Below are 21,346 nucleotides of genomic sequence, written 5' to 3' on the forward strand. Positions count from 1 at the left end.
AATAGCAAAGGTTTTGAGTAAAAAAGGAATTGCCATTTTAGGGGCAACGGGAAGTATAGGTACACAAGCCTTGGATGTGATTAGAGCCTTTCCTACTAAATTTGAAGCAATCGTTCTGACCTGTGGTAGCAATGCAACATTGTTGGTTAAACAGGCCTTGGAGTTTAAGCCCAAAGCGGTTGTTGTAACGGATTACCTTCAGTACAGTTATGTGCAGGATGCTTTAAAAGGACATGATATCGCTGTTCTTTTGGGAGAAGCAGGACTGGTTGAAGTGGTGCAGTACGAAGAAGTAGATGTTGTTTTGAATGCGATCGTTGGATCTGCGGGATTAAAACCTACTGTTAAAGCAATTCAATCGAAAAAAGATATTGCGCTGGCCAATAAGGAGACGCTGGTTGTCGCCGGTGAGCTGATTATGGCTTTAGTGAAAGAATATGGTGTACGCATGCTTCCTGTAGATTCGGAGCATTCGGCGATCTTCCAGTGTTTGGCTGGAGAGGAGCATAATCCAATCGAGAAGATATATATCACAGCTTCCGGAGGACCCTTTCGTGGTAAAAAGAGAGCAGATCTTCTCGCAGTGACTAAGGCTGAAGCCTTGAAACATCCCAATTGGTCGATGGGTGCCAAAATTACGATTGACTCGGCGTCCTTGATGAATAAAGGGCTAGAAGTGATTGAAGCAAAATGGCTCTTCAATCTGTCAATAGATCAGGTCGATGTGATTGTACATCCCCAATCTATTGTACATTCGCTGGTTCAGTTTCAGGATGGTTCCATGAAGGCCCAAATGGGGGTTCCTGATATGAAATTGCCGATCCAGTATGCACTGACCTATCCGGCACGTTTTGAAAACAGTTTTGAGCGATTTAATTTCATGGACTATCCAACGCTCAGTTTTGAAAAAGCAGACATGGAAACTTTTCGGAATTTGGCACTTGCCTATGAGAGCCTTCGTGCCGGCGGAAATAGAAGCTGTGTATTAAATGCAGCCAATGAAGTTGTTGTGGATGCCTTCCTGAAAGATCAAGTTGGGTTTTTGGAAATGAGTGATATTATTGAACAGACATTAGGTAAAGTAGAATTCATTGCTACACCGACGCTGGATGATTATCTGGAGACGGATCGTGTCGCAAGATTAATAACAAAGGAAATAATCAAAGATTAAATTTTAAAAAGCATACATGGGTGTTTTAATTATGGTCGGACAAGTGATTTTAGGCTTGTCAATTTTAATTGTTCTACATGAGTTAGGACATTTCTTAGCAGCACGTGCATTTGGTATCAAAGTGGAAAAGTTTTATCTGTTCTTTGATGCTTGGGGAGTGAAATTATTTAAATTCAATTATAAAGGATGTGAATATGGTATTGGCTGGTTGCCTTTAGGTGGTTATGTCAAGATTGCGGGTATGATCGATGAATCGATGGATACTGAGCAATTAAAAGGGGAACCACAACCCTGGGAATTTAGATCAAAACCAGCTTGGCAACGTTTAATTGTTATGCTTGGGGGGATTATTGTCAATATTGTGGTCGGCGTTGTTGTTTTTTGGATGCTGACTTTTAAAATGGGCAATACAGATATCAAAATGGATCAGCTGGTAAATGGTATAGTTCCAGGATCCATTGGTGAATCCATCGGTTTGAAAGCTGGCGATAAAGTGATTTCAATAGACGGTCACCGTATCGAAAATTATTCGGAGCTGATCAGTTCTAAAGTATTGATGGGCGGAGTGGCACTTACAGTTGAGCGCAATGGTGCAACAACAGAAGTAAAAGTTCCAGCGGATTTATTGAACACGCTTTCTGACAAGAAGGGGGAAAAGTTCATCGAGCCACGTGTTAAAACGACAAGTGTTGCTGAAGTAACGCCTGGATCGGTGGCAAGTAAGATGGGTTTTATCAAAGGAGATAGCATTATTGCGGTGAACGAGGTCCCGGTTCCTTTCTTCGACGAGTTTAAAGCACAAATAAAAGCGAATATCAATAAAGCTGTTGCGATTAAAGTTTTACGCAAAGGAACCGAAGTTTCATTGCAAGGGAATGTTCCTGTGGATGCCATGCTGGGAATAGGTATTAATCGTGATTATTCTATCAAATCTTTTACAACACAATATAGCTTGATGGAGGCATTTCCAATCGGCGCTAAAAAAGCATTTACGGTGATTACCGACAACGCCAAAGGATTTGGCAAGATTTTCAAAGGCGAGGTACGTGCTGATAAAGCATTATCTGGTCCAATTGGAATTGCTACCTTGTTCGGCACGGAAGTGGACTGGATCCGTTTTTGGTCCTTAGTAGGGATGTTGTCTATGGCATTGGCATTTATGAACCTATTGCCTATTCCAGCTTTGGATGGCGGTCACGTATTGTTCTTGTTGGTTGAAATGATACAAGGCAAGCCATTGAGCGAAAAATTCCTGGAAAAAGCACAAATGGTCGGTTTCTTTATTTTATTGGCTTTAATGGTCTTTATATTCGGAAACGATATTTTTAAGCTATTTAAATAAATGAAATTCGTCAGCCAGCCGAAAGGCTGATGACTTGCATACCTTAAAAAGGCTTAAAGCCAATCATGGTCGGAAGAAATTCCGACCATTTTTTATGGTAGGTAGGTATTGAATAAAATAGCCTGCAGTTCGGTTTATAACATTCATCTACGCTATTGGCTTTCATTTGCTTTCATTGTACCTGTTCCAAAATACGAGACGAAGGTTTTTCTAACAATAAATTGTTTATTTATATTGCATTTAAAAAACAATTTTTCTAAGTTTGACCATGGATGGAAGAAATAGAGCAGATGTAAAGCCAGGCATGTTGGTGAATATAATCTTAAAAAAGGACCAACGTACAGGAAATTTAACAGAAGGCATTGTGAAAGACTTGCTGACATCGTCCTCATATCATTCGAGGGGAATTAAAGTCAGGTTGACGGATGGCCAAGTAGGCAGAGTGGCTGAAATTATTGAAGATGATTTTTAAGGTATAGGCTACCGATCTTTATTTCTCTTTACTTAATCTTTTCTAACGGTATTGACACGGAGAGATTTACTACCTATGATGTTCTTATTGTATAAATCAAACTAAAAGCTTGTTGGATTGTTAATAGGGAACATTTTGAAATAAAATTTGTATTATAACATAATTATTGCTAACTTTTTTCTGTATTTTTTATTTTATTACATATTTATATAATATTGTTTTTATAATTATTAAAATGATAGCTTTTTCAAATGGATACCAAAAGTAAATGTACGGTTGTCTACGCAGATGATGCGCTGATTCATCATGTGTTGATGCGAGCTATGGCTCAATCTCATTTATTGGATTTGGTTTATTGTGCTTCCAATGGTAGGGATTTAATCGACTACCTCGATGAAAACGAGCACGAACTTCCTGAAATATGTATATTAGATCTGCATATGCCTGTATTAAACGGGATAGAAACGGCAAAAATCATACGTGAGCGGTTTCCCTCTATTCGAATATTTGGGTTGACATCAAGTAGTGATGAAAATGAACGGATGGAATTACGGGACGCTGGGGCAGAAGAGATCTTTTCGAAAGAACAGATGCCGCTATTAATGAAACAACTTGCTCCCAGCATATAGCTATAAATAAAGAAGAGGTCTAACAGATGTTAGGCCTCTTCTTTATTTTCTAAAGCATCCTTAAATTTAAGAAGTCTAATCCAGGATGGACATTTGCTTAGATCTTTTTTCCATAATCCAACATGGATAAAACTTGTGCTCAAGAAACGTTGCACGTCGAAGACCTGCATATCTTGCTGTATTTCTAGCGATTCAGGCAAGTCTTTGGATTGAAAATATTGTTGTAATTCTTCTGGAGTCATACCACAAAAATAGCGTTTTAAATCCTTATCTCCAACCTCCTCCGAGTGCCCGGTACAGATCTACAAATGCATCTAAATGCTGTTGTCTTAACTCGACCAGATCGAGGTCGCTGTTTAGGGCATTGCTTTGCGCTGTAATGACCTCTAAGTAAGTAGCGTAGCCACTTTTAAAGAGTAAACCCGCATTTTTGACGGCAAGATGTGCATTATCGACTCTTTCTTTCGCCAAAGACAATTGCTCCCGTTGCTTGTCGACCGTGACCACTGCATTAGAGACTTCGGCTACGGCTTCCACGACCTTTTGTTGCAATTGGAGTTCGGCTTTATCACGTTCCAATTTAGCTACCTCATACTGTGTTTTCAAGGTTTTGTTTTTGAAAATAGGTGTGGTTAAATTCCCGGTTATACCACCGAGCAATGCTCCGGGGATATTGAACCAATTTTTGGGGAGCATACTATTTACCCCCAATACGCCACCCACGGTCAATGAAGGATAACGCATAGCCTGTTGGATATTGGCATTCGCATTGGCTGCAATCAATTGAAATTCAGATGATCGGATATCTGGTCTATTGCGCACAATTTCGATTGGAGAACCGAGGGAGATGTCTTTGCTTTCAGCGAAGAGATGTTCGTAAGAGGTGCCTCTTTTGATACTGTCAGGTAATTTTCCTGTGAGCGTTTGAAGAGCATTCTCCTGGATGACAATTTCCTTTTCGAGTTCGGGAACGAGGGACGCCGCCAATAGGCGCTGTGATTGGGTTTGCTGGATAGCCAAAGCCGTGATTTCACCAGCTTCATATTGTAGCTTGATCATGCGGAGCGTACTGTCGTTTAATTGGACGTTACGTTTAGCGACCTCTATTTTGGCATCAAGCATCAAGAGATTGAAGTAGCCTTTTGCTACAGAAGTTATGATAGAGGTCTGTATCGCATTTTTTGCCTCCTGTGTATCCAAATACTCGGCTAATAGCTGCTCTTGTTTACTTCCTATTTTCTTCCAGATATCTATTTCCCAGCTAAAATTAATATCGGAACCAAACATAGATTGATACACGAACATATTTTGTGGCGCTGTTTCACCTTTGTGATCGTAATATTTGGTCAGAGGTCCACTGCCAAAGTCTTTGGATCGCCAGGTACGGTTTCCATTGGCAATTGTCGCATTTACACTCGGCAGATAATTGGCTTTGTTCTGCGCCAAAACTCGGGTTGAAATCTGCAGGTTGAGCAATGCTGTCTTCATCTCAAAATTATTTGCTAAGGCAGAGTCAATCAATAGCTTCAAGGTAGGATCGTGAAAGAAGGACTTCCAATGGATCAGCCCCATACTGGAGGTGTCTCCGAAATAATCCAATGTATCGCCACGAAAGTTTTCCGGAAGTTTGAGTTTGGGCTGCACATAATTTTTGCCGATTTTACAGGCATTCATCAGGCCTAAGAGACCAATGATGATAGATATTCCCGAAAGGTATTTTTTTATGTTTTTCATTATTCTTCCTCTTCTTTAGCTAGTTTATCATGTAGTTTTTCATCCAGGCTTTTGAATACGACAAAGAGTACAGGGATGATAAAGATGCCGAAGGCTACACCAAAGAGCATGCCGCCGGCAGCGCTGAAACTGATCGAATGGTTACCGATCGCCGAGGGGCCAACCGTCCACATCAAGGGCACCAAGCCAGCAACAAAGGCTAAACTGGTCATCAAGATTGGCCGTAACCTCAGTTTGGAGCCGCTAATGGCTGCTTCGACGATACTTTTTCCGTTTTTACGCTCCTGGACGGCGAATTCTACGATCAGAATTGCGTTTTTGGCCAATAAGCCAATGAGCATAATAAGCCCCACCTGCACGTAGATGTTGTTTTGAAGTCCAACAAGGTTGATCACAGAAAAAACGCCGATCAATCCCACTGGAATAGACAATAACACTGCCCAGGGAAGAATATAGCTTTCATATTGGGCCGAAAGTAAGAAGTAGACGAATAGGATACTAAGAGCAAAAATCAAGATCGTCTGTGAGCCGGATTGACTTTCTTCATAGCTCATGCCCGTCCATTCAAAACCATAATTACCGGGAAGTTTAGTATCGGCCAGTTTTTGGATAGCTTGCATGGCGTCATCTGTACTGTAGCCTTCAGCAGGAGTGATATTTACAGCGATGGCATTATATAGATTATAACGCGTAATGGTTTCTGGTCCCACAGTCTTTTCCAGGGTCAATATGGTGTTAATAGGAACCATTTCGCCTTTGCTGTTGCGTACAAAAATTGAGTTGAAGGATTCGGGATCTTTACGGAAATCGAAATCCGATTGGACATAAACACGATATTGGCGACCAAATCGGTTAAAATCACTCGCCTGTACACGTGCGAAGTAAGATCGGATTGTGGACATGAGATCTTTGATTTCAACTCCGAGGGATTTTGCCTTCACGGCGTCGATATTTACTTCATACTGAGGGAAGTTCGACTTAAAGCTCGTGTAGGCGCTTCGTATTTCAGGTAAGGTGTTGAGCTGGTTGATAAAAGTATCTGCAATGGTGTTAAAATCCCGAATGTCACCACCCATTCGATCCTGAAGAACCATTTCAATTCCAGCAAAGTCTCCAAAGCCCTGTACGGTAGGTCGGGGGAACACTGTAAACGTTGCTTCATTGATTTGAGATAGATCATTTCTGATGGTATCCATAAATGCATTGATATTTTTGATATGCTCGCGTTTGGCATGAGGTTTTAAAGTAATATACCCAGCGGCAAATGCCGGGCTTGAGCTTCCGTCCAGGGCATTGAAACCAGAAACTGTTGTCATCCCATTAATATCCTGTCTTTTCTTTAAAATACTATCGGCACGGTGCAGTACCTCAGTTGTCCGGCTCAATGAAGCGCCGGGAGGGAGGGCAATGTTGTACGTGATAAATCCATCATCTTCTGTCGGAATAAAACTTTTGGGTGTTTTAATCATAAACACAATGCCAAGTGCTGTAATTAAAATTAAGCCTACCCAGGCTATTTTCTTATTCTTGATCAGTATTTCTACAATCGAGACATAACGGGCGGTCAGTCGATCAAAAGAGGTATTGAATGCTTTAAAGAAGCGATCTTTAAATTGATTGATTTTGCCGGTTTTTTGATTGGCATGATGTTGTGGTGCTTTAAGTAGAAGCGCACATAGGGCTGGACTTAAAGTTAATGCATTGAGTGCTGAAATCAGAATTGCCGTTGCAAGGGTGTAAGCAAACTGGCGATAAAAGATACCTGCTGGCCCTTCCATAAATCCTACAGGCAAAAATACAGCAGCCATGACCATGGTTATGGACAGGATAGCTCCCGTAATTTCGGACATCGTCGATAATGTAGCGGCTCTGGGTTTCATTCCTGTGCTGTGCATTTTTTCGTGGATGGCCTCGACGACGACAATGGCGTCATCCACTACGATTCCAATAGCCAACACCAGGGCAAACATCGTGAGGACATTGAGCGAAAATCCAAAAAGCTGCAGAAAAAAGAAGGTTCCCACCAATGAAACCGGGATTGCAATTGCAGGGATCAAGGTGGATCTAAAATCTTGCAGGAAGATAAAGACAATAATAAATACCAGGATAAAGGCTTCAAAAAGGGTGTGCTCAACCTGGTTGATCGATTCATCGATCTGGTCACGTACCGAGTAGGTCACCTCGTAGTGTATGCCTTTTGGAAATGTTTTTGATTGTTCTTCGAGAACCTTTCTGACGGCAATATCGATATCATGGGCGTTGGAACCACTGGTTTGTGTTAAGTTGAGTGTAAGACCGGGATGTCCATTTACCTTATTGTCGCTGCTTAGATTTGTAGCACCGAATTCTACCCGTGCCACATCTTTTAAATAGAGTACTGAACCGTCGGTGTTGGTTTTGATCACAATACTCTGGAATTCCTCCGGTGTGGTGAAACGTCCTTTATGACGGATCACTGTTTCGAAAGCTTCATCTGAGGTTTCTCCAAATTTACCTGGGGCAATCTCAAAGTTTTGATCTTTTATAGCGTTGGTGACATCTTGTGGAACGAGGTTATAAAGTGCTAGCTTTTCCGGGTTCAACCAAAGTCGCATCGCGTAATCCCTGGCTCCCAAACGGGAAACCTGGGCTACGCCATCAACACGCAGCAAAGGCCGCATCAGGTTAATCTGTGCATAAGCCTGGAGAAAGGTTTCGTCGTAGGCACTATCCTGGTGATCGGAGTAGAGATTGATGGTCATAATGACACCCGTTTGCCGTGGCATGACCGTGATTCCGGCCTCATTTACTTCTGCGGGAATGGAACTGATTGCTTTGGAAATCCGTGTCTGTACGTTGACCGAGGCAATATCAGGATTGGTACCGGTCTTAAAATAGACCGACACACTTCCCGATCCTGAATTGGAGGCAGACGACTTGATATAGGTCATATCCTCTACACCATTGATGGCTTCTTCGATAGGTAGTAAAACACTTTTTGCTACGGTTTCAGCATTAGCTCCCGGATAACTTAGTGAAACAAGCACACTTGGTGGTGCAATTTCCGGAAAGCGCGAGACAGGCAGGAGTTTTAGCCCCACTAAGCCCAAGATTACCAGGATAATGGAAACCACCGTGGCTAATACAGGCCTATTTATAAATGTTTTTAGCATATATATGGAATTTTAAACACGCTACATGAAGTGTACAGTATGCCCGACACCTTGTAGCATGTAAAAATGATAGATAATTATTTCTGTAAAATCGGGGTTACTGGAGAACCGTCGGTCAATTTGTCAAATCCACTGGTAATAACGCGATCGTTCTCCTGTAGTCCTGAGTAGACGATATAATTGTTTTTGGTTTTTCCTGTAAGCTGGATATTTCGTTTCTGTGCTTTATTGTTTTGGTCCAGTATATACACGAAGGTTTTATCCTGCAATTCATTGACTGCAATCTGAGGGATTTGTAGAACGTCCTTTTTAACCTCTGCAATTTTAAGCGTGCCACTACTTCCGGATCGAAGTATATTGTCGTGGTTTTGGAAAGTGGCGCGCAAGGAGATCGCTCCCGTAGTACGGTTAATCTGGCCATTGACGGCATCGACTATACCTTTTTTTGCGTATTCTTCACCATCTGCAAGGACTAGCGTAACTTCGGGAAATACAAGCTTCTGATTTTGGTTGTATTTTTTCCCTTCTAGGCTGTCTTTTTTTGCCTGTGCTTTGGAAAAATAAAGAAAGTCAGATTCATTCATGGAAAAATAAACATAGACTTCCTGGATGTCTGAAAGATAGGTGAGGGGTTCTTTATCTCCTTTTGAGACCAAATTTCCGATGCGTTTTGGAATCCGACCAATATAACCGCCTACTGGAGCTGTGATAACCGTAAAATCCTTACTGATCTGAGCCGAACGTACGGCTGCGATGGCTTGATCCAGTGTAGCCTTGGCTACCTGATAGTCTGATTTGGCCGATGCCAGTCTGACATCGGAGATAACGTCGTTTTGAACCAGCGGTTTCAATCGGTCGACTTCGAGCTGTGCATTTTTAAGTTTGGCTCTGGCGACCTGCTCTGTAGCAACCATGTTATTGAGATTTTCCTGATAAGTAGAGGGGTCTACTTTGAACAGTTTCTGGCCTTTTTGAACAAAAGAACCTTCATCGATATAAATTTCCTGAAGCAGTCCTTCGACCTGTGGGCGGACCTCAACGTTAACTTTACCTTCTATGGTGCCCAAATAATCCTTGATGGTGGTTGCATCTGATTTAGTGACGGTATAGACGGGCAAGGCTACGTTTTTTTCTTTGGTTTTATTTTCTTTTGAAGAACTTGAAGAACAACTTACCTGTGTGGCTAAGGCTGAACAAATCAATAGGGATACTTTAAAAATAGATAATGTTTTTTTCTTCACAATGCTTGATTAATTTTTACGATATATGTTTTGTGTAATATGAATATTACAATATAAACGTCAAATAGTTTAATTATTGTGAAGATTAACATTTGTTAACATCTCAAATTTTAGTTAATAACTGTTCAATTATTAATCAATAATAATGTTTAATAGTTTTAAGAATTTGATTGTTATGGTTTTATGGAGAGAGGTACATCATATTTTCCCTCAAAGGAAAATATGATGTTGCTTGCATTGTAAGCTTAGAATTTAAGGTGCTTCACGGTCAATCCGTTATTGATAAGCTGTTTTAAAGCATCAATACCTATACCGATATGTTCTTCTACATATTTTGCTGTAACTGTTACATCACTGACGGAAGTTTTGACTCCTTCCGGCACCATCGGTTGATCCGAAACTAGCAGTAAAGCACCTGTTGGAATCTTGTTGGCAAATCCGACGCTGAATATCGTTGCGGTTTCCATATCAACGCACATGGCACGGATTGATTTTAAATATTTTTTGAAAGCTTTGTCATGTTCCCAAACCCGTCTATTGGTAGTGTATACCGTTCCAGTCCAGTAATCGCGTTGGTGATCCCGAATTGTAGTGGATATGGCCTTTTGCATGGCGAAGGCAGGTAATGAAGGTACTTCGGGTGGAAAGTAGTCATTCGATGTTCCCTCGCCGCGGATAGCGGCAATTGGAAGAATCAATTCACCTACAGGAATTTTTTTCTTGATACCCCCGGTCTTACCCAAGAATAGAACGGCTTTTGGTGCAATTGCTGATAATAGATCCATAATGGTTGCGGCCATTGGACTTCCCATTCCGAAATTGATAATGGTGATGCCTCCGGCAGTGACGGATTGCATCGGTTTGTCTTCCCCGTAAATAGGAGCATTATCATGCATTTCAGAAAACAGGTGGATATATTTTGAAAAGTTCGTTAAAAGGATATACTCCCCAAACTCTTCCAAAGGCCTTCCCGTATAACGAGGAAGCCAGTTGTTCACGATTTCTTCTTTGGTTTTTAAACCTGGTGTGATCGGACTATTTACGGTATTCTTTGCACTTTTCTTTGTTGTCATAGTCATTAAATTTAATTTCTTGAATCTCTTATCTTCCTGTCAACATTCCGTTATGGCTATGTTATTATTGTAATATAAGATTTTTAATTCTTTTCTAAAAAAAAATCCCGTTCAGCGAACGGGATTTTTTTTAAGCGACTTTAAGCTTTTTCAAATCGGACTTTTCGAATTTTTTCTTCGCATAGTCCAAGGTAATTTCTAATGCTTTCTGTCCCGTTTGCTCTTTTGTTGACGGAATCTCAAACATGGCGTCCAGCATAATGGCTTCGCAGATACTGCGGAGGCCACGGGCTCCAAGTTTAAATTCGTCAGCTTTATCAATAATAAACGTATATACGTCAGGATCAAATTTTAGTTCGATGCCTTCGTATTCAAACAACTTCTTGTATTGTTTTACCAATGCATTTTTTGGTTCAGTCAAAATGCTCAGTAAAGTTTCCTTATCCAGTGGATTTAAGTAAGTCAATACAGGAAGACGGCCAATTAACTCCGGAATTAAACCAAAGTTCTTTAAGTCTTGAGGTGTAATATACTTGTACAGATTGTTCAAGTCAATTTCCTCTTCGTCTTCGTTCATTTTATAACCTACTGTTTGCGTGCGCAGACGGTTTGCAATTTTCTTTTGAATACCGTCGAATGCACCACCACAGATAAATAGAATATTACTTGTATTGACTGCGATCATTTTTTGATCCGGGTGTTTACGGCCGCCTTGAGGTGGAACGTTTACAACTGTACCTTCGAGAATCTTCAATAAAGCTTGCTGCACACCTTCACCCGATACATCTCTCGTAATGGAAGGATTGTCGCTTTTACGTGCGATTTTATCAATCTCATCGATATAGATGATACCGCGCTCTGCAGAGGCTACATCATAATCCGCCGCTTGCAATAAACGTGTCAATATACTTTCTACGTCTTCCCCTACATAACCTGCTTCTGTCAATACAGTTGCATCTACGATACAGAATGGTACATTTAATATCTTAGCAACAGTTTTTGCCAGCAAGGTTTTACCTGTACCCGTTTCACCAACGATAATCAAATTGGATTTTTCGATTTCAATTTCGTCTTTATCCACTTTCTGATTTAAACGTTTATAGTGATTATAAACTGCTACTGAAATTACTTTTTTAGCATCATCCTGACCGATTACATATTGATCCAGGTGAGTTTTAATCTCCAAAGGGCGGATCAACTTTAAAGCAGTCTGTAAAGTTTTACTTTTTCGTTGTTTTAATTCTTCTGCCAAGATTTCGCCTGCCTGCTGGATACATCTGTCACAGATGTGTGCTCCATTGCCTGCAATGAGCATCTGAGCTTCATTTTTGCTTATGCCACAAAACGAACAGTGAATGTCTCTATCGTTATTCTTTGCCATTGTTATTTAATAATCTCCTTCTTAGGAAGTAAAATTTCGTCAATCATACCGAATTCTTTGGCTTCATTGGCTCTCATCCAGTAATCGCGATCTGAAGATTTTTCTACCCATTCGTAAGTTTGTCCAGAGTGATCTGAAATAATGGTGTATAATTCTTCTTTCAATTTCATCATCTCACGTAAGTTGATTTCCATATCGGCAGCAACTCCTTGTGCACCACCGGAAGGTTGGTGAATCATGACGCGTGAGTGACGTAAGGCTGCACGTTTGCCTTTTGCACCAGCAACCAAAAGAACAGCTCCCATAGACGCAGCAATACCTGTACAGATAGTCGCTACATCTGGCGTGATATATTGCATGGTATCATAAATTCCTAGTCCAGCGTATACGCTTCCGCCTGGTGAATTGATATAGATTTGGATATCACGTTGTGCATCGGTAGATTGTAGGAACAAGAGCTGTGCCTGAATAATGTTGGCTACCTGATCATCAATACCGCTGCCTAAAAATATGATACGGTCCATCATCAAACGCGAAAACACATCCATCTGTGCAACGTTCAGTTGACGTTCTTCCACGATGTAAGGTGTAAGGTTTGTAGGAATGCTTGTTTCTGTGCGAGCAATGAAGCTATCAACATGTTGACTTCCAATACGGTGATGCTTTACTGCATATTTTCTGAATTCGTTTTTATCTATATTCATCTTTTTATTTTTTTCTATTCTGTAGGACTAATATAAAACTATATTTTAAAAATCAAATAAATTGAAAAGATGTTTTACATCTACTTTACATTTTTTTGGTGATCCCGCTCCAAGAACTCTTGATACCGTATATTTGGGCTATTTTTTTATCTGTTTCATGTATAGCCCCTTAGCTAATTTCGTTATAGTTTGGGAGGTCTTCTAAAAATTCATAGGACTCCGTATTAAAATCAATTTTACAATAGTAATGATTCATGCCGTTGCTCACTAACAAGTATGGTATGCGGTGCACCGTATTATAATTTGCAATTTGCTCAAATACTTGCTGTGTGATTTTTATATGTGGCGCCTTAAACTCGGCTAAAACGACCTTATTTCCGCTGCTATTGTAAATTAACAAATCACTCCGTTTCTGAAGGTTATTTAATTTCAATCCGCCCTCAATATGCATCAGTGATTTGGGGTAATTTTTCATGAGTGACAAATAATTGATCCAATGCTGTCTAACCCATTCTTCCGGTGTTAATACCAAGTCCTTTTTTCTGAGCTCATCAAAGATGTAAATCGCATTGTTCTTTTTGGATATTTTAGCTTTAAATGGCGGTAAGTTCAGTGGAGTCGGTGAAAACATACACAAATATACTAAAATTTTAGCAAAAGAAATAAATTCATGAAGTTCGAAATACAGTGTTTTTTTTGACTTGTCTGATTTTTTAGGCTCTGGGGAACCCTATGTCTGCATTTATGACACGATTGCTTAACCCAATTGTGAAAGTTATGTTGCTGAATGTTCAAGGCTTTAAACCAATAGTTTAATGTAATGGCGGTACAAGAGTCAATTATAAAAGCGTAATTTTACGGAGTTTACTCGGTTGAATTGTCATTAAAATCGTAATTTTGCTTCGCATAAAATGCCCATGCTCGAGCTCGATAGACATTTTGATGTGCGGTGACATGGGAGGATTTTAGCGCTAGCAGATCGCTTGGATGCCGGAAACAAATAGGGGGCAACTGATCTACAGCCGACGAATAAATAGACTACATATGAACATAAATCCGATCTTATCCGATATTAAGAACAGGTCTTTTAAACCAGTGTATTTATTGCAAGGGGAGGAGAGTTATTTCATTGATACCATTGCCGACGCTTTGGAAGCAACAGTATTGAATGATGCGCAGAAGGGCTTTGATCAATCGATTTTCTACGGAAAAGATATTGATATGTCTACCGTTGTTAATGCAGCAAAACGGTATCCCATGTTGAGTGATTATCAGGTGATTATTATCAAGGAGGCACAGGAGCTAAAATGGAAATCGGATACGGAAGAACTGTTGACTAAATACCTGGAGCATCTTACACCGACAACCATTCTTGTGTTTTGTTTTAAACATGGGAAATTTGACAAACGCAAAAAGATCTATAAAGTCTTTGAAAAAAAAGGGCTGGTTGTTGATGCGGCTAAACTATACGACGATAAGGTGGGCCCTTGGATTGGAGCGTATGTGAAAGATACCGGCTGGCGCATTCATCCGCAAGCTACGATGATGATTGCGGACTATCTCGGTAATGACCTGTCCAAAGTGTCCAATGAACTTGACAAGCTGATGCTTAATGTTCCAAAGAGCCAAGAGATAAGCATGGAAGATGTTGAACGAAATATTGGTATTTCCAAAGATTATAATGTTTTTGAATTAAATACTGCATTGGCTAAACGTAATGCCCTAAAAGCTTATCAAATAGTCGATTATTTTGTAGCGAACCCCAAAAATAATCCGCTGGTGATGGTTATTGGACAAATTGCTACCTACTTCACGAAGATTCTCAAATACCATTATCTGATCGACAAATCGGTCGCGGCAAAAGAATTGGGCGTACATCCTTTCTTTCTGAAGGAATACGAGCTTGCTGCAAGAAATTACAACCGGCGGAAAACTTTCGATGTGCTCAATGTGTTGAAGGAGACTGATTTAAAATCCAAAGGTGTCAATGTGCCGAGCAATTTCAATAGCGAAGAGATTTTAAAAGAAATGATCTATCGAATACTTAACTAATCCCATCCAACAGCAAGAACACCAGCAGTGGTGTTTTTTTTTACACAAATTTAATAATTAAACACTTGTTTAAATTAAACGTTTGTTTAACTTTGTCGCGCATTTAGCGAGAACGTATTTTATAATCGCTATGAATATGCGATTGTATCTTTAAAAGATCGAGGTTTAAAATGGAATTTAACGAGAAACAGATTGATATTCTGCTTGCAGCAGAGCGTCTTTTTGCAACAAAAGGATTTGATGGGACTTCCGTTCGTGACATCGCCAATGAGGCGAATGTGAATGTTGCGATGATCAACTATTATTTTGGATCAAAGGACAAGCTACTGGATACGTTTTTTGAGTGGCGTGTTCCTGATTTTATGATCAATGTGGATGAGTTGGCGCTTGTCGATAATGCGTTGGATAAAATTGACGCTATGGTGGATAAATCGTTTAAGTCCATGAACTCCCATCGCAAACTGTATCATATCATTACCATTGAAAGTTCGTTAAAGCAACGCATGCTGATCTCGGAGGCTTTTCGCAAACTCAAGTTGCACAATCTTGAAGTGATATCGTCTGTCATCAATGCGGGGGTAGAGCAGGGAGTATTCAAAGCGGGTTATGATCCCATCTTGATCCACTCCATGATGATGGGCGTATTTATGAATTTTCAGATGAATCATTGTTTTTTACAGGATCAGTTGCATATCGATAACGATGAGGACTATGCAAATTATATAGAAACAACTTTAACAGAATTTATACAGAAAACAATTAAAGCTTTATTGACATATGAAAAATAAGTTGGCCAATTTGAGTGCTTTATTGCTTTTAAGTCCTATGGGTCTGTTGGCGCAAGACAACAAACACATGACTTTGGAAGAGATAATTCACTTGGCCGCAAATCAAAGCGTGGAAGCAAAGTCTACCGATACCAAGATATTGGGGAGACAGCTCGAAGTCGAAACTGCCAAATCGAAACAGCTTCCTGATGCAAAATTGAGTGGACAATACATGGCTATGACTACTCCAAATGTGAATTTAAAGTTGGCTTTAGGTGAGGGGGGCTCTGCTCCGGATATTGCTGCAAACCAATTGTGGTTAGGACAGGCATCGGTGAGCATGCCAATCTATACAGGTGGACGTATTAAAGGGGGAATTAATATTGCAAAAGATGTATTAAAAGCCGAGGAATACAACGCTGTAGCAAGTAAAGATCAACTGGCTATACGTGCAGTGAATCTTTATTTAAGCCTTTATAAGGCTCAGCAAACCAACTTGTTGATTGCTGAAAATATCAAGCAGTCTGAGCAGCGTGTTTCGGATTTTAAAGCGATGCTTGACAATGGTTTGATCGCGCGTAACGACCTGTTAAAAGCAGAACTGCAGCTTTCAAATTATCAGGTTTCGCTTCAGGAAGCACAGAAAAATATCAAGGTGCTGAATTATCAATTGGCTAATTTTTTGAAAATTGATGAGGATACGCAGCTGGATCAGATCAATTTGGCTGAGGTGAACGGTGTTGATTTGGGTTTAAAAGCATCTTATGACGCTGCGAAAACCTCACGTTCTGATGTGAAATCTTTGGAGTCACAACGGTTGGTTGCAGAGGACCAGTTGAAGGTAACAAAAGCATCTACATTGCCACAGGTTTCTGCAACGGCAGGTTACAATGCTTTTGGTTTGCAAAAAGTGGTTACCGTAACAAATGCGGCCATGGTAGGTGTAGGTGTATCCTACGACATCGGTTCACTTTATAAAAACAAAAGAGAAGTGAATGTTGCGAAAAATCATATCAGGGAAATTGATGAGCACATTGAATTATTAAACGATAAGGTGAAAGTGCAGGTTCAACAGGCCAATGAAAACTATATGCTGGCACAAAAGCAGGATGTGGTTTACCATCAGGCGGTGGATCAGGCGGTTGAAAATTATCGTATTACAAAAGATAAGTATGATAATGGTATCGCGGATACAGACGATTTGTTAACTGCCGACGTACAGCAGCTTCAAAGCAAGATCAATCTTGCGATCAGCAAAGCAAATACCATCGAAAAATATTACGACCTGCTGTTAGCAAATGGGTCTTTAAACATTAAATAGCAATTAATCTAGACATGGAAAATACAGTAGAAAACGCACCTGAAAAGAAAGGTACAAATAAAAAATTTACAATTGTTTTGGTGGCATTGGTCATCTTCGGAGGAGCGTACGGTGCTTATAAATATATGCATGGTCAGGCGCATGAAACGACAGACGATGCGCAGGTAGAGAAAAACATGAGTCCGATCATTCCACGCGTTGGTGGGTTTATCTCGAAAGTGTACGTAAAGGATAATGATTTGGTTAAAAAGGGGGATACCTTGTTCACTATTGAGAGCCAAGATTATCAGGTTCGTGTGGACGAAGCGCTAGCATCCTTGGCAGCAGCTCAAAGTAGCTTTGATGTTTCAAAGGCAGATGTATCTGCATCTTCGGCGAATGTAGCTATTTCGGATGCAACGATCCAATCTAATTTGGGCAGCATCGATGCAGCACGTATTCGTGCTAAGCAAGCGAATAATGATTATATCCGCTACCAAAACTTATACAACAATCAATCAATTACGAAACAACAGTATGAGCAGGCATTAACAGCGAAATTGGAAGCTGACAAGCAGGTTGAAATTTTGCAACAACAACGTAACGCCAGTGCTTCACAACGTAATGCAGTCGTAAGTAAGACTACAGTGGCTTCAAAGCAAACTTCTGTTGCTGAGGCGAATATAAAAAGAGCGAATGCGCAACTTGAGGCAGCTAAATTGAACCTTTCTTATACTGCGGTACTTGCTTCTGTGGATGGTCAGGTATCGAATATCAAGGTACAACCGGGGCAGATGGTCAATCCAGGTCAATCTTTGTTCTACATTGTAGATAATATTGAAACCTGGGTCGTTGCTAACTTTAAGGAGACGCAATTGGAAAAAATAAAACCTGGACAAAAAGTTGGTATTAAAGTGGACGCTTATCCTGCTATTGAGTTTGAAGGTGAGGTAAACTCTTTCTCTCCAGCAACTGGTTCACGATTCTCTTTATTGCCTCCAGATAATGCAACTGGTAACTTTGTAAAGACTGTTCAGCGTTTACCTGTAAAGATCAAATTGACAAAAGACAATAAAGCAGAAAATGTGGCTTTGCTCAGACCGGGCATGAATGCTGACGTAGATGTGCATGTTCAATAACTATGGAAAATTTAAATCAACAAGATAGTCTGGTTGAATATGGTTTTCGACGCGTTGTAATCACGATTACAGCGGTGCTTTGTGCGCTGTTGGAAATTGTGGATACAACCATTGTCAATGTGGCCCTGAACGACATGAAAGGTTCACTGGGGGCGACGTTGACGGATGTCGCATGGGTTATCACAGCTTACGCAATTGCGAATGTAATTGTGATCCCGATGACCAGCTGGTTGTCCCAACAGTTTGGGCGTAGAAATTACTTTGCGGCTTCTATTATCATATTCACAGTATCTTCATTTTTGTGCGGTAATGCAACCAATATGTGGGAGCTTGTTGCATTTCGCTTTATACAAGGGATGGGTGGGGGAGCCTTACTGGTTACAGCCCAGACTATTATCACGGAAAGTTATCCCAAAGAAAAACGTAGTATGGCCCAAGCTATCTACGGGATGGGAGTCATTGTTGGCCCTACATTAGGGCCGCCGCTGGGTGGGTACATCATCGATAACTTCTCTTGGCCGTATATCTTTTATATCAATGTGCCGCTTGGTATTATTGCGACCTTGTTGACCTTATCTTTTGTACGCAGTCCTAAATACAGTCAAAAGCAGTCTGCTAGGGAAGTGGATTGGTTCGGTATGATATTTTTGATCATGTTTATTGGCTCACTTCAGTTTGTATTAGAACACGGACAACAGGATGACTGGTTTGACGACCCCTTGATTTTAGGCTTATCGATTTTATCTGTCTTTGGATTACTGTTTTTTATATGGCGGGAGTTGGTGTACGATAAACCGATTGTTAACCTGCGCGTATTGAAGGATAAGAATTTGCAGGTGGGTGTGGTGATGAGCTTTATTCTTGGTTTTGGCTTGTTCGGATCGACGTTTATTATTCCAATCTATACGCAGTCGATATTGGGATGGACGGCAACAGATGCAGGTTTGCTCTTGTTACCAAGTTCGATTATGACCGGTATCATGATGCCTTTTATCGGTAAGATGATCCAAAATGGTGTTCCTCAGAAGTATATGGTTGCCTTAGGGCTATGTATCTTTTTTGGCTTTTGTTTTTGGATGTATAGCCTCATGACAAACGATACAGGTTCGGAACATATGTTTTGGCCATTGATTCTCCGCGGAGTTGGCCTAGGATTGTTGTTTGTACCTGTTATGACACTGTCTTTATCAACATTACATGGTAAGTCAATCGGTGAAGGGGCTGCTTTTACAGGGATGATGCGTCAATTGGGTGGTTCATTTGGAATTGCTTTGATTACGACATTTATTGCCCGTGATAGCCAAAAACATCGTGTTGATCTGGTAGCTAATTTAGACCCAAGTAAGTTTGATGTGCAACAACGGGTGCAGCAATTGCAAATGAGTTTTCAGGCGAAAGGTTTTTCGCCTAATGAGGCTTTGGCCAAAGCGCATCAAATATTGGACTTGAGTGTGATGAAGCAAGCGACCGTTTTATCTTATATGGATGTGTTTTTGTATCTAGGGATTGTCTTTTTGATTTGTGTCCCTTTTGTATTGATGATCAAACAGGGGAAAACACAGATCGATATGTCCAGTGTGCATTAGTATTGGATTCGTCTGCTGCGCTGTTATCATAGTGCAACATCAGTGAAGAACAATTTATCGTTCAATCAGAAGTCCTCAAAAAGTATTTAACTTTTTGAGGACTTTTTTTGTGCACGTTCTTTTGTGGTAGAAAATCATGTTAAGTTGGCGTTTCTTTTTGAGTTGGCGCTTCTTATTGTCTGGACATGAGAAAGCATACATTTTTGTCCATTGAAAAACCATAAATTGAAAAACCTGATTTAGAATTGATTGTTTAATAATAAAGAGTTTGGAAGAATTGATCTTTTGGCATCAGAAAAGACGGTTCTTGTTGAATTGCGATTAAGGTAGATTTTTTGTCTTCAAAATAGCGACTGCATGTATACAGAAAAACTTAATTTTTTGGCGTTTATCATTCCCTTATTTTTAATCTTGATGGTGTTGGAATATTGGTATAGCCTCAAAAAACAGAAACGTTTTTATTCTTTTGATGAATCGATCTCAAATCTCAATGTTGGTATCGTCGAGCGTATGTGTGATATGTTTTCTGTTAGTTTATTTTACTTTTTTTTCGTTTGGGTGTATCAAAACTTTGCGATATTTCACATTGAAGCTAATTTTTGGACCTGGGTTATCCTTTTCCTATTTACAGATTTTCTCTGGTATTGGTATCATCGCTATAGCCATGAAATAAACTTGTTGTGGGCGGCTCATGTTGTACATCACCAAAGTGAAGATTATAACTTTACCGTAGCAGCCCGGATCACCATATTTCAAGCCGTTTTCCGTTCGTTATTTTGGGCTTTTATTCCCCTTTTGGGATTCCCTCCCTTTATGATGACCGCTATTCTGTTGATTCATGGCGTATATCCATTTTTCTCCCATACGCAGACCGTAGGAAATTTGGGGATTTTAGAGCGTGTATTTGTAACGCCATCTCACCACCGGGTGCATCATAGCAGCAATGAAATCTATTTGGATAAGAATTATGGAGATATCCTGATTATTTGGGATAAGCTATTTGGAACATTTATCCCAGAGCAAAAAGAAGAACCTTGTGTCTATGGACTCACAAAACCCATTCACCGCTACACTTTTCTATGGCAGCATTTTCATTATTTATTTGAAATTGGTTTGTCATTTAAGCGGGCGGAAGGATTTAGGAACAAAATGCGGACTATCTTTGGTAGGCCCGACGATATACAGCCTGAAATTCGCGAAGAACTGGAAGAGCGCATATTTGCAGGAGCTAGGCCCCAAGCTCATGCACAGGTGTTAAGCCGCTATATCTTTTTTCAGTCGATGTTGACGATGCTCCTGCTTTTCTTTTTTTTGCTTTACGGTAATTATCAGCAACTCATACAACTCCTTATTGGCGGAGGATTTATTCTCTGTAGCGTCATTTGTATTGGGGGGCTTCTAGAACATGAAGATTGGGTTTTTCCACTTGAGATGCTTCGGTTATTCTTATTACTGCTGTATATCGGTCTAACTTTTTATTCAACATTGGGGCTTGTTTTGGTAGGATGTTTCGCTTTGATTCAATTGATTTTTTATAAAACGTTAGCAGGTCACTATAAAAAAGTTTTGCGTCTTGAAAGATGTTGAAAATTGACTTCTGAAG

At 40.2% G+C, this 21,346-nt stretch carries 18 protein-coding genes; 10 read left to right on the forward strand and 8 right to left on the reverse strand.

What is annotated here, in order from left to right:
* Positions 1-13 precede the first annotated feature (13 nt).
* From HS960_RS03640 to HS960_RS03655, 4 genes are all read left to right on the forward strand, one after another.
* The gene (locus HS960_RS03640; protein ID WP_153846360.1) at positions 14-1,171 is read left to right on the forward strand and encodes a 1-deoxy-D-xylulose-5-phosphate reductoisomerase; all 1,158 of its coding nucleotides are present in this window, start codon (positions 14-16) and stop codon (positions 1,169-1,171) included.
* A gap of 16 nt (positions 1,172-1,187) precedes the next feature.
* The gene (gene rseP / locus HS960_RS03645; protein WP_182331288.1) at positions 1,188-2,513 is read left to right on the forward strand and encodes an RIP metalloprotease RseP; all 1,326 of its coding nucleotides are present in this window, start codon (positions 1,188-1,190) and stop codon (positions 2,511-2,513) included.
* 268 nt (positions 2,514-2,781) lie between these two features.
* Positions 2,782-2,985 (forward strand): YwbE family protein, encoded by a 204-nt coding sequence (locus HS960_RS03650; protein WP_046674525.1) that lies wholly within the window; start codon positions 2,782-2,784, stop codon positions 2,983-2,985.
* A gap of 251 nt (positions 2,986-3,236) precedes the next feature.
* Positions 3,237-3,614, forward strand: coding sequence for a response regulator (locus HS960_RS03655; protein WP_182331290.1), 378 nt, complete (start codon positions 3,237-3,239; stop codon positions 3,612-3,614).
* Between the two features lie 29 nt (positions 3,615-3,643).
* Here the strand turns inward: HS960_RS03655 and HS960_RS03660 are convergent, their stop codons facing one another.
* The 8 genes from HS960_RS03660 to HS960_RS03695 all read right to left on the reverse strand — a co-directional run bounded on the left by HS960_RS03660 (position 3,644) and on the right by HS960_RS03695 (position 13,530).
* Positions 3,644-3,856, reverse strand: coding sequence for a DUF6965 family protein (locus HS960_RS03660; protein ID WP_120332699.1), 213 nt, complete (start codon positions 3,854-3,856; stop codon positions 3,644-3,646).
* A gap of 25 nt (positions 3,857-3,881) precedes the next feature.
* Positions 3,882-5,348, reverse strand: coding sequence for an efflux transporter outer membrane subunit (locus tag HS960_RS03665; RefSeq protein ID WP_153846357.1), 1,467 nt, complete (start codon positions 5,346-5,348; stop codon positions 3,882-3,884).
* Positions 5,348-8,500, reverse strand: coding sequence for an efflux RND transporter permease subunit (locus tag HS960_RS03670; protein ID WP_153846356.1), 3,153 nt, complete (start codon positions 8,498-8,500; stop codon positions 5,348-5,350). Before HS960_RS03670 ends, HS960_RS03665 begins: the two co-directional genes overlap by 1 nt.
* A gap of 77 nt (positions 8,501-8,577) precedes the next feature.
* The gene (locus tag HS960_RS03675) at positions 8,578-9,741 is read right to left on the reverse strand and encodes an efflux RND transporter periplasmic adaptor subunit (protein WP_227550202.1); all 1,164 of its coding nucleotides are present in this window, start codon (positions 9,739-9,741) and stop codon (positions 8,578-8,580) included.
* Positions 9,742-9,986: 245 nt separating this feature from the next.
* Positions 9,987-10,820 (reverse strand): AMP nucleosidase, encoded by an 834-nt coding sequence (locus HS960_RS03680; protein ID WP_120332702.1) that lies wholly within the window; start codon positions 10,818-10,820, stop codon positions 9,987-9,989.
* A gap of 124 nt (positions 10,821-10,944) precedes the next feature.
* Positions 10,945-12,195: an ATP-dependent Clp protease ATP-binding subunit ClpX gene (gene clpX / locus HS960_RS03685; RefSeq protein ID WP_182331292.1), complete on the reverse strand. Its 1,251-nt coding sequence runs from the start codon at positions 12,193-12,195 to the stop codon at positions 10,945-10,947.
* A gap of 2 nt (positions 12,196-12,197) precedes the next feature.
* On the reverse strand, positions 12,198-12,899 hold the full coding sequence (gene clpP / locus HS960_RS03690; protein WP_046674530.1) for an ATP-dependent Clp endopeptidase proteolytic subunit ClpP: 702 nt from the start codon (positions 12,897-12,899) through the stop codon (positions 12,198-12,200).
* Positions 12,900-13,068: 169 nt separating this feature from the next.
* Complete coding sequence (locus tag HS960_RS03695) at positions 13,069-13,530, reverse strand: type I restriction enzyme HsdR N-terminal domain-containing protein (RefSeq protein ID WP_153846354.1); 462 nt, start codon at positions 13,528-13,530, stop codon at positions 13,069-13,071.
* Between the two features lie 413 nt (positions 13,531-13,943).
* On the opposite strand from HS960_RS03695, the gene holA reads away from it, so the two are divergent.
* The 6 genes from holA (at position 13,944) to HS960_RS03725 (ending at position 21,330) form a co-directional block, all read left to right on the forward strand.
* The gene (gene holA / locus HS960_RS03700; RefSeq protein WP_182331294.1) at positions 13,944-14,951 is read left to right on the forward strand and encodes a DNA polymerase III subunit delta; all 1,008 of its coding nucleotides are present in this window, start codon (positions 13,944-13,946) and stop codon (positions 14,949-14,951) included.
* Between the two features lie 170 nt (positions 14,952-15,121).
* Positions 15,122-15,739, forward strand: a complete 618-nt coding sequence (locus HS960_RS03705) for a TetR/AcrR family transcriptional regulator (protein WP_075993267.1) — start codon at positions 15,122-15,124, stop codon at positions 15,737-15,739.
* Positions 15,729-17,039, forward strand: a complete 1,311-nt coding sequence (locus tag HS960_RS03710; RefSeq protein ID WP_182331297.1) for a TolC family protein — start codon at positions 15,729-15,731, stop codon at positions 17,037-17,039. Before HS960_RS03705 ends, HS960_RS03710 begins: the two co-directional genes overlap by 11 nt.
* A 14-nt stretch (positions 17,040-17,053) precedes the next feature.
* Entirely contained in the window at positions 17,054-18,157 is a 1,104-nt protein-coding gene (locus HS960_RS03715) for an HlyD family secretion protein (RefSeq protein ID WP_153846351.1), read from the forward strand.
* Positions 18,158-18,159: 2 nt separating this feature from the next.
* Entirely contained in the window at positions 18,160-19,743 is a 1,584-nt protein-coding gene (locus tag HS960_RS03720) for an MDR family MFS transporter (protein ID WP_153846350.1), read from the forward strand.
* A gap of 357 nt (positions 19,744-20,100) precedes the next feature.
* Positions 20,101-21,330, forward strand: a complete 1,230-nt coding sequence (locus HS960_RS03725; protein WP_202883745.1) for a sterol desaturase family protein — start codon at positions 20,101-20,103, stop codon at positions 21,328-21,330.
* Positions 21,331-21,346: the final 16 nt, after the last annotated feature.

Source organism: Sphingobacterium paramultivorum (assembly GCF_014109745.1).
GTDB lineage: Bacteria > Bacteroidota > Bacteroidia > Sphingobacteriales > Sphingobacteriaceae > Sphingobacterium > Sphingobacterium paramultivorum.